Origin of the sequence: Streptomyces sp. NPDC052101 (genome assembly GCF_040680235.1) — a bacterium.
GTDB lineage: Bacteria > Actinomycetota > Actinomycetes > Streptomycetales > Streptomycetaceae > Streptomyces.
The window spans coordinates 16,539-30,027 of sequence record NZ_JBFAWH010000012.1 but is presented as its reverse complement, the minus strand read 5'-3'; the positions used below and the strand labels follow the sequence as shown (position 1 = coordinate 30,027).

General features: G+C 67.1%; 13 protein-coding genes. 10 read left to right on the top strand and 3 right to left on the bottom strand.

The window, feature by feature from the left end; all coding sequences use genetic code 11:
• Nucleotides 1-76 precede the first annotated feature (76 nt).
• The gene (tuf, locus tag AB0L75_RS21825) at nucleotides 77-1,270 is read left to right on the top strand and encodes an elongation factor Tu (protein ID WP_365183202.1); all 1,194 of its coding nucleotides are present in this window, start codon (nucleotides 77-79) and stop codon (nucleotides 1,268-1,270) included.
• Nucleotides 1,271-1,378: 108 nt separating this feature from the next.
• On the opposite strand, the gene AB0L75_RS21820 is transcribed toward tuf, so the two are convergent.
• From AB0L75_RS21820 to AB0L75_RS21810, 3 genes are all read right to left on the bottom strand, one after another.
• On the bottom strand, nucleotides 1,379-2,299 hold the full coding sequence (locus AB0L75_RS21820; protein ID WP_365183199.1) for a hypothetical protein: 921 nt from the start codon (nucleotides 2,297-2,299) through the stop codon (nucleotides 1,379-1,381).
• A 189-nt stretch (nucleotides 2,300-2,488) separates the two neighbouring features.
• Nucleotides 2,489-3,367, bottom strand: coding sequence for a helix-turn-helix domain-containing protein (locus AB0L75_RS21815; protein ID WP_365183196.1), 879 nt, complete (start codon nucleotides 3,365-3,367; stop codon nucleotides 2,489-2,491).
• Nucleotides 3,368-3,567: 200 nt separating this feature from the next.
• Nucleotides 3,568-4,059, bottom strand: a complete 492-nt coding sequence (locus AB0L75_RS21810; protein ID WP_365183193.1) for an ATP-binding protein — start codon at nucleotides 4,057-4,059, stop codon at nucleotides 3,568-3,570.
• A gap of 138 nt (nucleotides 4,060-4,197) precedes the next feature.
• On the opposite strand from AB0L75_RS21810, the gene AB0L75_RS21805 reads away from it, so the two are divergent.
• The 9 genes from AB0L75_RS21805 (at nucleotide 4,198) to AB0L75_RS21765 (ending at nucleotide 13,392) form a co-directional block, all read left to right on the top strand.
• Nucleotides 4,198-5,049: a helix-turn-helix transcriptional regulator gene (locus AB0L75_RS21805; protein WP_365183191.1), complete on the top strand. Its 852-nt coding sequence runs from the start codon at nucleotides 4,198-4,200 to the stop codon at nucleotides 5,047-5,049.
• Entirely contained in the window at nucleotides 5,046-5,306 is a 261-nt protein-coding gene (locus AB0L75_RS21800) for a DUF397 domain-containing protein (protein ID WP_365183188.1), read from the top strand. Before AB0L75_RS21805 ends, AB0L75_RS21800 begins: the two co-directional genes overlap by 4 nt.
• A gap of 207 nt (nucleotides 5,307-5,513) precedes the next feature.
• Nucleotides 5,514-6,005 carry a hypothetical protein gene (locus tag AB0L75_RS21795; protein WP_365183185.1) on the top strand — a complete coding sequence of 164 codons (492 nt, stop codon included), beginning with the start codon at nucleotides 5,514-5,516 and terminating at the stop codon, nucleotides 6,003-6,005.
• 32 nt (nucleotides 6,006-6,037) lie between these two features.
• On the top strand, nucleotides 6,038-7,531 hold the full coding sequence (locus tag AB0L75_RS21790; RefSeq protein ID WP_365183182.1) for a translation initiation factor IF-2: 1,494 nt from the start codon (nucleotides 6,038-6,040) through the stop codon (nucleotides 7,529-7,531).
• 121 nt (nucleotides 7,532-7,652) lie between these two features.
• Entirely contained in the window at nucleotides 7,653-8,795 is a 1,143-nt protein-coding gene (gene mycP / locus AB0L75_RS21785; protein ID WP_365183180.1) for a type VII secretion-associated serine protease mycosin, read from the top strand.
• A 125-nt stretch (nucleotides 8,796-8,920) separates the two neighbouring features.
• Nucleotides 8,921-9,310 carry a hypothetical protein gene (locus AB0L75_RS21780; RefSeq protein WP_365183714.1) on the top strand — a complete coding sequence of 130 codons (390 nt, stop codon included), beginning with the start codon at nucleotides 8,921-8,923 and terminating at the stop codon, nucleotides 9,308-9,310.
• Between the two features lie 55 nt (nucleotides 9,311-9,365).
• Nucleotides 9,366-11,648 (top strand): DUF6571 family protein, encoded by a 2,283-nt coding sequence (locus tag AB0L75_RS21775; RefSeq protein ID WP_365183177.1) that lies wholly within the window; start codon nucleotides 9,366-9,368, stop codon nucleotides 11,646-11,648.
• A 27-nt stretch (nucleotides 11,649-11,675) separates the two neighbouring features.
• Nucleotides 11,676-12,677 (top strand): hypothetical protein, encoded by a 1,002-nt coding sequence (locus AB0L75_RS21770; RefSeq protein WP_365183174.1) that lies wholly within the window; start codon nucleotides 11,676-11,678, stop codon nucleotides 12,675-12,677.
• 124 nt (nucleotides 12,678-12,801) lie between these two features.
• A complete protein-coding gene (locus AB0L75_RS21765; protein WP_365183172.1) occupies nucleotides 12,802-13,392 on the top strand; it encodes a hypothetical protein in 591 nt (196 codons plus the stop codon).
• Nucleotides 13,393-13,489: the final 97 nt, after the last annotated feature.

The following is a 13,489-nucleotide window of genomic DNA, read 5'->3' as shown; positions in this document are numbered from 1 at the left end:
GCCCGGGACTTAACAGCAAAGATCACCTGGCGCCGACGAACCAAGGCGTACAGAACCACTCCACAGGAGGACCCCAGTGGCGAAGGCGAAGTTCGAGCGGACTAAGCCGCACGTCAACATCGGCACCATCGGTCACATCGACCACGGTAAGACGACCCTCACGGCCGCCATTACCAAGGTGCTGCACGACGCGTACCCGGACCTGAACGAGGCCACCGCGTTCGACAACATCGACAAGGCGCCCGAGGAGCGCCAGCGCGGTATCACCATCTCCATCGCGCACGTCGAGTACCAGACCGATGCGCGTCACTACGCCCACGTCGACTGCCCGGGTCACGCGGACTACATCAAGAACATGATCACCGGTGCCGCCCAGATGGACGGCGCGATCCTGGTCGTGGCCGCCACCGACGGCCCGATGCCGCAGACCAAGGAGCACGTGCTCCTGGCCCGCCAGGTCGGCGTTCCGTACATCGTCGTCGCCCTGAACAAGGCCGACATGGTGGACGACGAGGAGATCCTGGAGCTCGTCGAGCTCGAGGTCCGTGAGCTCCTCTCCGAGTACGAGTTCCCGGGCGACGACGTTCCGGTCGTCAAGGTCTCCGCGCTCAAGGCTCTTGAGGGCGACCCGGAGTGGGCCCAGTCCGTCCTCGACCTGATGAAGGCCGTCGACGAGTCGATCCCGCAGCCCGAGCGCGACGTCGACAAGCCGTTCCTGATGCCGATCGAGGACGTCTTCACGATCACCGGTCGTGGCACCGTCGTCACCGGTCGTATCGAGCGTGGTGTCCTCAAGGTCAACGAGACCGTCGACATCATCGGCATCAAGACCGAGAAGACCACCACCACGGTCACCGGCATCGAGATGTTCCGCAAGCTGCTCGACGAGGGCCAGGCCGGTGAGAACGTCGGTCTGCTGCTCCGTGGCATCAAGCGCGAGGACGTCGAGCGCGGCCAGGTCATCATCAAGCCGGGCTCGGTCACCCCGCACACGGAGTTCGAGGCCCAGGCCTACATCCTGTCCAAGGACGAGGGTGGCCGCCACACGCCGTTCTTCAACAACTACCGTCCGCAGTTCTACTTCCGTACGACGGACGTGACGGGCGTTGTGACCCTCCCCGAGGGCACCGAGATGGTCATGCCGGGTGACAACACCGAGATGTCGGTGCAGCTCATCCAGCCCATCGCCATGGAAGAGGGCCTGAAGTTCGCCATCCGTGAGGGTGGCCGCACCGTGGGCGCCGGCCAGGTCACCAAGATCACCAAGTAAGTTCCGCTTGCTTGAGGGTCACTGACTGACCTAAGGGGAGGCCCGTACGACTTCGGTCGTACGGGCCTCTTCGGTGTTCGTGGCCTGTGCTGATCCGTCCGTCGGTGGCTACTCGTCTTCGAAGATCTCTTCGGCCGTCGAGGTGGTGACGGCGCGCCGGTGCCAGCGGCGCAGGGTCTCGGGGTCGCCGCAGCCGGTGATGCGCTCACGGGCCTCTTCCGGGACGTCGATGCCTCGTACTGCCAGGACTTCCAGGACGTCCTCGGCTGCGCGTCGTGTCTCACCTTCGGCACGGCCTTCGGCACGGCCTTCGGCACGGCCCTTGACTCGGCCTTCCTCCCGGATCTCTTCGGAGAGGGGCGACTTGTAGAAAGAGAGGTCCACGGCCACCAGTTTCCTCCAGAGTTCTGCGGCTGGGTGCTTGCCCAGGCCTTGTGCGATGAGTTCGATGATCGGGTTGGCGATGCTTTGCGGTGTGTCCCGCAGAACGGTTGTCACTGATTTGAGTATGGCCCCGGCGTTCGGGTGCGTGGCGTGTGTGATCGCCGCGAGCGTGGCGAGGGCGAGGTCCTTGCGGACCTGTGCCGGGTTGGTGATCACCGGCATGTTGTGTGGTCCGGCGACCAGTGGGCGCAGAGTGAGCAGGGGCCATTGGCGGGGGCCGAAGCTGACTTGTTGTGCAGCCCATTCGGCGGTGGCGCGGTCCTGGCAGACGACCAGCAGCATGGGTTGTAGTCGGTACTTCGTGAGCAGGTACGAGGCGTAGTACGCCCAGCTGGCGGGCTTGTTGGGGTCCTTCTTGCCCTGGGCTTCGATGGCGAGGAGGAACGGGCCGTCGTTCTCCGTCTCCAGCCGTAACAGGGTGTCGACGCGGCGTTCGACCGGGCTGGTCTCGGTGAGGTCGTTGGGCAGGACGGTGACCGTGGTGGGCGGAGGGAAGCCGACACCCAGCACCTCGGCGACCCCGGAGAAGAGGGTCGGGTACTCCTGGAAGATGCGGTGCATCGCCTCGTGGGGCGAACTGACCATAGGGGTTCCTGTGGGGGTGAGCCGACATGGGAAGGGTATTGCCTCTGGCACATGCCATCGATGTGCCTTGTGGATGAACATAGAGTCGTAACTCGTCGCAGAAACAAGCAGGTTGGTGAGATTCACCCGAAGGGGTGAGAGCGGTTGCGCGGCGGTCGCAGGTGGAGCATGGAGATCGGGGCGGCTCCTTCAGGCATCTGCGGTGGAGGCTTCCCGTAGCGTGCGGCAGGCGCCGCACAGGCCGGGCTCCGGGGCGCGGAAGGCGTGGTCGCAGCCATCGCAGTTCTGGAGCGGGTACCGAACGGCCGGCGGTGTGACCGGTGCCCGGAACGGGGGCGGTGGTGGCAAGTGGGCGCCCAGGCGGTGGGCCAGGAAGGCGGCCGGGCGGCACAGGGGTTCGTCCGGCAGGCCTGTGGTCAGGGCGTGGCGTACGGCGGTGGGGGTGAGGTCCCGCTCCAGCCAGGAGGCCACGCCGGGGGCCAGGTGCGCGGTGTCGCACTCGGAGAGGAGCAGGCGTGGGTCCCGGCGGCGCAGGCCCGCAAGCAGGTCCGTGGCCATCTGGAGGAGCGCGGGGGAGGGGTAGGCCGGGTGCGGTACCGGCGGTAACACCTTGCGGCGTTCCTGCTTCTTGCGGGGCGCGACCCCGGGCTCGTCAGCGCCCCTCCGGGCACCGGGTTGGTTGCAGGAGACCGTGCGGGTGACGATACGGCCGCCGGCTACGCGGGCCCGTTCGCGGCGCAGGTAGCCGTGCGTCTCCAGCTCGCGCAGGGCGGCGGCGATACGGGTGGCTCCCTCGGGGAAGCGGGCGGCGAGGGTCTTGATGTCGATCTGGGCACCCTTGGGCAGCGACTGGATGTGTGCGGCGAGCCCGATGGCGACGAGGGAGAGGTCCGGGTGCTGGGTGAGGTGGTTGCCGATCACCGTGAAGCGGGTGGTGTGGCGGGTGTGGTCGTGGATGAGTCCGCCGATGTGCCCGGAGTGCGCGGATTGGGGGCGCCGGTTCGGGTGCTTGTTGGCGGCAACGCGGGACTGGGCGTGCGGGGGCACGCTAGGGTTTTCAACGTCCATCGGGAAGTTTTGGCCTTCCTCGGTGGTCAGGCCCTCGCACTGGGATGCCAGTCCCGGCGAGGGCCGTCGCATGTCTGCGGTTATGTCGTGCCGAGCGTAAGGCAGGCAACCCGCCCGAAATCCAGCCGAGTTGGCGATGTTCACCCTCGTGGGTGAGTTTGCGGCGTGGGCGGGAGGGGTGGGGCTTGGTGGGGGTCCTTTCACCTTGGTTTTCTTCCTTGGGAAAGACCGCCCGTTGCACCGGAGCACGGTCCGCCGGGTTCCGGTGCGGGGAAGGAGACCTCGGCCCAGACGGTCTTGCGCGGGTGCCGCCCCTGGGCGACGCCCCAGCGGTCGGCGAGGGCTTCGACGAGGACGAGTCCGCGACCTGATTCACCTGCTGTGGGCGGGAGTTGGAGCCGGGGAAGGCGGTCACCCCGCGTGTCGGTGACCTCGATACGGAGCGTGCCGCCGACGACGTAGAGCAACAACTGGAAGTCACGGCCCGGGACGCGTCCGTGGGTGGCCGCGTTGGCGGCCAACTCGGCGACGATCTGTGTCCCCCTCTCCAACGGCAGCCCCCACGCCCGGAGTTGCTGCTCGGTGAGCAGCCGGGCGAGACGGGCGCCGCGTGGCGTGGGGGACAGGCGGACGCTGAAGTTGGGGATGCTGCCGCTGAGTTGGTTTTCAGGGGCAGCCACTTCTTGATTCATGTCACTGAGCGTGGCGGAACCTGCTTCCGTGAAGGGAGTGAGTACGCCTGCACGTACGGTGACTGTCCCCGCTTTGTCTCGGCTGTCTCGGCTGTCTCGGGCGTTGTACGGGTACGAGTGCGCGGCTGAGGAGGAGCCATGGGCGAGGGCGTGGACGAGGCCGGTTGGGACGTCGAGCCGGGGGATGAGATCGAGCCGGTGGTGCAGGCGGTGGGGCGGCTGCTCAGGGTGTGCAGGGAGGCGGCCGGGCTGACGGTGTCCGAGCTGGCCGAGGCCATGGGGTACGGCGAGGACATGATCCGCAAGATCGAGCGGGGCGCCCGTATCCCCCGGCCGGAGTTCCTGGACAGGGCGGACCAGCTCCTGAAGGCGCAGGGGCATCTGAGGGCCTTCATGGAGGACATGAAGAGGGCCCGGTATCCGAAGAAGGTGCGGGAGCTGGCGGAACTGGAGGGGCGGGCGGTGGAGATGCTGCTGTACAGCAACCACAACATTCATGGCCTCTTGCAGACGCCTGAGTACGCGCGAGCGATGTACGAGATGAGGCAGCCCGCACTCGACGAAGACGTTGTGGAGCGGGAAACCGCCGCGCGCATGGCTCGCAAGGCCGTCTTCGAGCGGCGGGAGCCCGCCCCGACGCTCAGTTTCGTCCAGGAACAGGTAACGCTCGAACGTCCCTACGGTGGGAAGATGGTCCTGCGCCGACAGCTCGAACACCTCTTGGAGGTGACCCAGTTGAGGAACGTAACGCTCCAGGTCATGCCGACCGACCGGGAGGAGAACGCTGGAGCGGCGTCGGGCCTGGTCGAGGTACTGAAGTTCGCCGACGGCACGGCGATCGGACGTTCCGACGGTGCGTTCAACGGCCGCCCGGTCTCAACCCCCAAGGATCTACGGATCCTTGAACTTCGCTATGGCATGATCCGGGCGCAGGCTCTCACGCCGAGGGAGTCGCAAGCCTTCATCGAGCAAGCGCTGGGGAGACTATGAGCACCACGGAACTCCACTGGTTCAAGACTAGCTACAGCAGCAGCAACGAACCCGGCGACTGTGTCGAGGTCGCGCTCCACTGGTTCAAGAGCAGCTACAGCAGCAGCGCAGAACCCGGCGACTGCGTCGAAGTCGCCCCCACCCCCACCACCATCCACATCCGCGACTCCAAGAACACCGAAGGCCCCCGCCTCACCGTCGTCTCAACTGCCTGGACTGCCTTCGTCACGTACGCCTCAGAGAGCCCTCTCGTCTGAGTACGGGTGCTCATGCGCATCCCCAGCCCTCAGAGTTGACTAGGACACGGCCGGTTCCGATCGTTCGCGGCACGAGACGAGTCGGGACTGTCACTGGTCGTAGCTAGGGTTGTTGGTGAGGTCTTGGCCTTTTGACCACACGGGGAGGGCGCTGTGCTGCCGGGTGACGACAGGGCGGGCGGGCAACCGCGATCGTGGATGTCCCGCATGTTCGATGAGGCGAGGGACGCCGCCGGTGCCGCCGCCGACCTGGCCACAGAGCTGTCGTCGTTCACGAACTTCCAGAAGCGGGTCGACGAGCTGATTCGCGATTTGAAGGGTTCGGCGGCGGGACCGGGCAAGGTCGGGCAGGAACAACTCGCACGCCACCAGTTCGGCGGCGGGGGCGCGGGGTGGGCAGAGGCGACCGGCCTGTTCACCAAGTACGAGACCGTCATCAAGGACCTGGAGACCCTGTCGAAACTGCTCTCCGACTCGATGGAGGGCATGAACATCGCGGTCCAGGCCTCGCACAAGGGCTACCAGAACATCGACCTGGGCATCCGTGACCGCATGGCCGCGATCAGCACGGAGACGACGCAACACTACGGCGGGAGCTACGACCCCTCCGCCCCGCAGAAGACGCACACGAGCGGCCATGGCGGTGGCGGCGAAACCAAGCCAAGCAGCGGCGGTGGCGACGCGGGAGGCACCATCTGATGCGGCGCGGTGAGGGCACCCCTTTCGAGGACATGAGCCACGAGCAGATGCTCGCCTGGCTGGACCAGGCGGACCCCGGCACGGTGGAGTCCGCGGCCGACCGGCTAGCCGCAGCGGCCAGAGAGATCCACAAGATCGCCGACGAACTCAAGGTCCGCCCGCAGTGGGTGCAGTGGAAGGGCGAGGGCGCGGACGCCTTCCGCACATGGGCGGGAGACTTGGCCAACTCCACCCTCCGTCTGGGCGACTTCAGCGACGGCGCGGCGAAGTGGCTGCGGGAGGCATCCGCGGCGATCGGGAACGCGCAGGTGTCGATCCCCCGCGACACCCACAGCGCACAGACGAACCTGGACGCGGCGACGACCGCGCACAACGACCCCGATGCCGCCAACGTCAGCGCCAAGTCCAAGGCCGAGCTGCAGGCATTGGCGGTGTATAAGGAGAGGGAGCGTCTGCAGGCCGCGGCGGAGATGCGGAAGCTGGCCCAGACGTACTCGCATGCGGGCACGCAGATGGATGCGCTGGAGAGGCCCAAGTTTCCGCCGCCGCCGGAGGCGCTTCAGCCGGATGGTGGGCAGGACTGGAACGAAAACGAAGTTGTGGGAAGCGGTGGAAGCGGCGCCGGGACGTCCACATCTGGGGGACAGGCCGGGCCGACGGTCACGACGGGAACACACCGGACGGTGCGCGAAGCGGCGCGGGACAACGGAGCTGCCACAGCCGGTGTTTCCGAGGTGCGAAACCATGCCGGTGCGACGGCCCACCAGCCGTTGCCTGAGGCCCCAGCCCACGTAGGCACGAAAATCGACGAAACGACGATTTCGCCACCGGCACCGACCACGCACACCACACATACGGCTCCGGGCCCGGTCGACGTGCCGACAGGGAGCCGGGCTGGAGGCGGAACGCCGCCGCCTGTGGGCCCTCTTCCGCTGCCCTCAGGCCGCGGCCTCGGCCTCCCAGTGAGCCCTGGAGGCACGGGGCGTACGGTGACGGGCGGCCGTCCGATGCCCGTGCCACAACAGGAGATCTCGGAACCAACACCGACACGTGGACCAGCCACTGGCGGTACGACCACGCCCAGGGGCCCTGTGGGCCCGGCGCAGCCGGTGACGGGCGGCCGTGCGACTGCGATGCCGGGGCGAGCGGTCGCCGGTGACACACCCGGTCGTGCGCCAGTCAGCAAGGGCATCGTCGGTGGTCGCCCGGCCGCATCCACCACGGGCCAGCCGGCCGGCAGGCTGCCACAGGGTACGGTCGTGGGCGGCGAGACGCCCGTGTCCGGCACGACCGGGCGTGGGTCTGCCGGTCGGACCATGGGCGCTGCTCCCAGAGCGGCGAACCCCGCCCAGAGGCCAGTCCCGGCCGAGCGACTAGGTGGGTTTCCGCCTGCCGAGAAGGGCATCGTGGGAGGTCGCCCACAGCAGCAGGCGCGTTCGACCGGCAAACTGACCCGCAAGCGCGCCGAGCGTCGGAAGAACGGGCGCCCGGAAGACCCCCGATCAGCGCCCCGCGCCACCGACTGATGTCCTCAGCCAGAGCAGCCCAGAATCACGAGAACCTTCCGAACTAACCAGAACCAAGAGGAAGCGGATGCCTGCCGACAGGTTGAGGAACGGCCGTCTTGGGAGCGTTGTCTCCGGAGCCGTGGGCTTGCTGTTGGTGGGCCTGACCGCCGCACCCGCCCAGGCGGAGACCATCCGCGAACAGCAGTGGTACCTCACGGCCATGAAGGCCGACCAGATGTGGCGGATGAGCACGGGCAAGGGCGTCACAGTCGCGGTCATCGACTCGGGCGTTGACGGCAACATTCCTGATCTGGAGGGACAGGTGCTTCCCGGCCTGGACGAGGCACCGGGGTCGCCAGCGGACAAACAGGCGAGCCATTTCGGCCACGGGACCACGATGGGCCTTCTCATCGCGGGCACCGGCAAGGCGAATGGCGGCAACGGAACCTTCGGTCTCGCACCGGGCGCCAAGATCCTGCCCGTCCGCGTACCAGACCACTCCGTTGAGTTCAGCAAAGCAGTGAGCCGGGGAATTCGGTACGCCGTCGACTCCGGCGCTCGGGTCATCAACATTTCCATGGGCGCGTCCGTGGGATCGGATGAATTCACCGCCGCCGTGAAGTACGCCCTGAACAAGGGAACACTGATCTTCGCGGCAACAGGTAACAAGGCCACCTCGGAAGTCCAATACCCCGCAGGGACTCCCGGGGTGGTGGGGGTGGGCGCCGTAGGCCGCGACCTCCGCAAGACCAAGGAATCCCAGTACGGCCCACAGGTCGACATCGCCGCCCCCGGCGACGAGATGTACCACGCCTGCCCGAACGGCAGGGACCTCTGCCGCTCCCACGGCACCAGCGACGCCACCGCCCTCGCCTCCGCCAGCGCCGCCCTCATCTGGTCCAAGCACCCGAGCTGGACCAACAACCAGGTCCTCCGCGTCATGCTCAACACCGCCGGCGCCCCCACGGACGGCGCCAAGCGCAACGACTCCATCGGCTACGGCATCGTCCGGCCGCGCATCGCCCTGCAGAACCCCGGTGATCCCGGGCCGGCCGATGTCTACCCGCTGCCGGACTTCTCAGCCGCCTCCTCCGCGTCGCCCTCTCCTGGCACTGCCGGTTCCTCGGACCCCGCTTCGCAGGCGAAGAACAGCAAAGCGGCAGCCGAAGCTTCCTCCGACAAGGGCGGTGGCGACACTCTGTGGGTCGCACTGGGCATCGGAACTGCGGTACTCGTCGGCGGAGTTGTCGTGGCTGTTGCCACAAGGAAGCGTCGCTACTGAGAGGCAAGAGTGCAGTTGCTAACCTGGCAGGCACACGCCAGCCGGGCGGTGCGGGGAGAGAGCTTATGTCCGAGTCGGCAGAGGAACGGCACATGGCGCATGGTCATGCCGCACACCCGGTGGGGATGCGGCTCAATCACCTGCAGGACATCCCGGGCGGCGGCGGGTCCGATCTCGCGCACTCTCCTGACGAGAAGCAGGCTGCGGCGAACGCCCTCCAAAACCACATTGAGCGGGACACCAAGACGGCGGGGGAGTGGGCGGACGACGAGACGGGCGCCGTAGTGAAGGCGTTCGATGCGAAGGACGGGCACGGCTGGCTCACATCCACCGCCGTGAGCAAGGCTCACAAGACCTGGGGCGAACAGGTCCAGAACTTTCTGAACCGGCTGGTGGGGGATGAATCGGCCCTCCGGTACAACAACACCGTGTTGACCGGAACGGACGCCGGAGTGGCCAGTACGGCGCGCAAGGTGTCCGTACTGGACACGTACTCACCGCCGCCGAAGCACTGACAGACAGCCGAGCCCTCTCGCGCGCCGCCGAATTCACTGCTTTCAACGGGGACCCATGCCGACCTACCACGAGATCCTGACGACCGACCTGTCCACGCTCACCACGGCCGCCGAACGCTGGGACGGCATGGCGAAGGAACTCAACAAGCAGGAGACCGCGTACCGGCGGGACGTGCACGGCATCACCCTGCGCCCGACGTTCGCGGGTGAGAGCCGGCAAGCCGCCAACGCGCGCTTCGGCGTCAGGCTCACGGAGTTCCAGAGCGCCCAGACCGAGGCCAAGGCGATCGCCTCGCTCCTCCGCGATGCACACACCCAGTTCGTGGACCTCCGCAAGAAGCTGGAGTCGGCCCGCGACGACGCCATTGCCAAGGGCATGAAGGTGTCGGACCAGGGCGTGGTCTCGTACGACACCGAGAAGCTCAGCCCGGGGGACCGGCAGGAGCTGGCGCACGACCCCGACTCTCAGGAGAGCGTCCGTAAGTCCGTCGCCTCCTGGCAGGCTCGCATCGACCAGTGCGTGAAGGACGTGGACGACGCCGACAAGGGCGTCGAGGTAGCTTTCACCGCCGTCGTGAAAGGCCCCGACATGGGCGACGGCACGACGCCCGGCTTCAACGGCAAGGCGCAGGGCGACATCGAGAAGTACGAGGCCCAGGAAGCGGACGACATCGCCCGGCGGGTCGCCAAGGGCGAGAGGGTCTCCGCCGCCGACCTCGCCGAACTGCGCCGCGCGTTCCGGGACAACAAGGGGGACAATGCCTTCAGCCAGACCTTCCTGGTCGGGCTGGGGCCGGACAGCACGATCAAGTTCACCAATGAGCTGAACCACCTCGCCTACTCGTCTGACAAGAGCCACGAGAACGTGTACATGGACCTGCAGAGCGCGCTGGCCGATACGGTCGCCAGCGCCACACAGGTGCCGGGCTCGGTCGCCGACATGCCGCCGGGATCACCGAAGTTCAAGGCGTGGCTGGACAGCGCCGATGGCGCGTTCTACCGCCAGTGGATGCAGGGCCTGGAGAAGTACGGCACCAAGAACTACGGCTCCAATTCGAATCCGCTGCATGGTTACCAGTCGTTCGTCAGCATGATGCAGCAAAGCGACACCAAGTACGACGACCAGTTCCTGTACCAGATGGCCGACGACCTGATCACAGCCGAGAAGAATCACCCGGGCTTCTTCACCGAATGGGGAACGGGCCACGACGGCATCCGTGCCGACGCCCTCGACGGACTTCTCGGTGTGATGAGCCGGAACCCAGATGCCGCGACCCATTTCTTCGATCCGGCCGGCAACGGCAGCGGCGCCGACCATGTCGGCAATGATCACCTGCACTACCTGCTCAATGCTCGGGACTGGCCGAAGGACGTACTCGACCGCACGGGCTTTTCGGTCATTGACGACCCCTTGAACCGGGCGGGGTTGGGCTTGGCGCTCGAAGCCGCAGCGACCGGGCATCTTCCGCTCCAGGGCAACCAGGAACCCCTGCCCACCTACACGCACGAGACCGACCAGACGAGGGTCATGAACGGTATCCTCGGCGAGTTGGACCAAGGCTCGAGCACCTCGGTGCCCGACAATCTGCGGAAGCCCATAGCCTGGGCACTCGGCGAGTACGCCCCGGACACCCACGAGATCCTTGGCGGGCTGAACGGGGACGACGCCACGCACATGAAGGACGGCTACTTCCCCGACACCAAGGACCCCGGGCGCGCCCATCTGTCCACCCGTCCGGACACCCTTGTCCATGTCATGCGGGGGCTGTCCGACGACCCTGATGCCTACGCGACGCTGCACAAGGCCGAGTCCCGCTACATCGATGCGGAGCTGGACAAGCTCCCCAAGGGGGCCACCGGTTACGACCAGAGCAATCCTCTCGCCAAGTCCGGTGCGGCCCTCGGCACCTTCACTGCCATTCGTGAGGACGTACTGAACGACGGCCGGATGGACGCGTACTCCAAGGCCGACTGGAAGGCGAAGGTCGCCTATCACATCATCGGCGGAGCGTTGACGCCGCTGTATGTCACCACGGCCGGCGGCACGACGATCGCCGTCGGCGACGCCCTGCAGCGCGGCGTCGACACATGGGCCTGGGACTGGGACAACAACATGAAGGCGCACGCGGACGCCAAAGCCAACGAAGGCATCAACGACCAGTTCCTCAAGTCCAACACCGAGATGAGGATCCTGGTCCAGGAGTGGGGCCGCGATCGTTTCGACATCAACACCACGCACGGCAAGAACCAGGTGGAAGGCCTGACGAACGAGATGCTGCTCGGTCACACCCGAGGGCTGACAGATGCCAGAGGCTACCTTACGGACACCAGCAACTAGCCACGCGCGCACCCGAGAAGGATCCTCATGCCCTCGCTCTCCCCTCGTCGTAAGCGGATCGGTGTGCTGGCCGCTGGCGCCGCCGTGCTTGTCGGTGTCGTAGCCGGGGCCTGGGCCTGGATGGGGCGAGACGACGGGGGTGATAACTGCGCCGTGCTCGGCAAGGACGCGCGGATTCGCAGCGCGCTGGGTGCCTCGTACAGAGCAGACCTGTCCTGTGCCGAGCTGGGGCGCGGCATGAAGACGGCCGTCCTCGGCGACAAAGCGGGGGTGCACACCGTTCGCCAGGCCCAGGCCATGCGGGAGATCCTGTCGGCGACGTACGACACGATCGACCGTTACGGGTACCAGTCGATCGATCGGAGCCTCGCGCTGCCGATGGCCCAGCTGCTGGCGGACTACACCCCGGACACGCACGAGATCCTCGAGGATCTCGACGCGGATTACGTGACGCATCTGAACGACAAGCAGCCATGGCGGGACGGGTTCGGCGTCCATATGACCGTGCCCCATGACGAGCTGGTGCAGGTCATGCGTGCTGTCTCTGTCAACCCCTCCGCCTACGCAACGATCAGACGTGCTGAGAGCCGGCACGCGGCTGCGCAGCTTGCCGGCGTTCCGGCCGGGGCCACGGGGTACGACCTCTCGACCCCTCCGGTGGGGGATGCCCTGGCGCTGGGGGCTCTCGACGGCATCGCGTCGGATGTGGTCCCGCACCTTTCGAAGCAGGACAGCATCGGGTGGGCGAGCCAGGTGAAGAGCGCTCTGGCAGAGACGACCAGGGGTAAGGCACCGGTCTACAAGACCGATCCCGTGGGGTACCTGACGGAATCCTGGAGCAGGAGTCTGCGGAACGACCCCGAGCCAGTGTTGACCGCCCTTCGCGGACAGAGCGCCGCGTATCTCCGGCTCTGGGCTGAAGGCCGCGGGGCCGCGCTCCCTGAAGATGTCGTGTCCAAGTGCCAGGCGAGCTGGGACCGCGAATACCAGGAGACAGTCGCGCTGCTGAAAAAGGGTGGTCGGTCATGACCACCCGCATCGTGGACGCGTGCAGCCTCCGCGCCGACGCCGTCGATGCGGACGAGGCGATCACGAGCCCGACTTCCCGCCCTTGATCACGCTCCGCGCCCGCGCCGGGCAGAAACGGATTCTCATGCCCTCACTCTCCTCGCACCGCAAGCGGATCATGCTGTTGTCCGCGAGCGCCACCCTCCCCGACGCGACCCTGCTGCGCTCCGGCTCCCGCGGAGAGCCTGGTCCGACCGGAACCGAGAACGATTCACCCGTCCCCGTCACGACAGCTGCCCCGGCCGGCGGCGACATGTACTGCAAGGACGGCGTCACGCACATGAGCGCGGGTCTGCTCGCCGCGAGCCTCAAGGCCAACGGGACCGAGATCACCGTCCCGGACCGGCTCTCCGGCGTCGACATGACCACGGAGAGCAGGCCGGGGTGCGACGGCTACTTCTCCCGGACGCCTTCCGGCCCCTTCGCGCCCGACAAGGACACGAACGTCATGGGCGTCCAGGCGAGGGCGATCGTGGCGGCGGCCGGGACCACCTCGGACACCTACTTCGTCAGCGCGAAGGACCCCGCCAGGCTCCTGAAGCTGGAGTCCGTCCGGGACGGGCGCACCAGCAGCACGACGTACGTCGACTTCGCCAAGAAGAAGGACGTCACCCTCCCGAGCCCGGACGAGGCCATGACCATGGAGCAGTTCCGCACGGCGGTCGACGCGGAATGACGACAAGCAACAGGGGCGCGGCTCTGCGGGGCCGTCTGGGGCGTGGTGGCCGTCGCCGTCTGCTCGGCGCGCTCGCAGCGGCGGTCAGCGGCGTCCT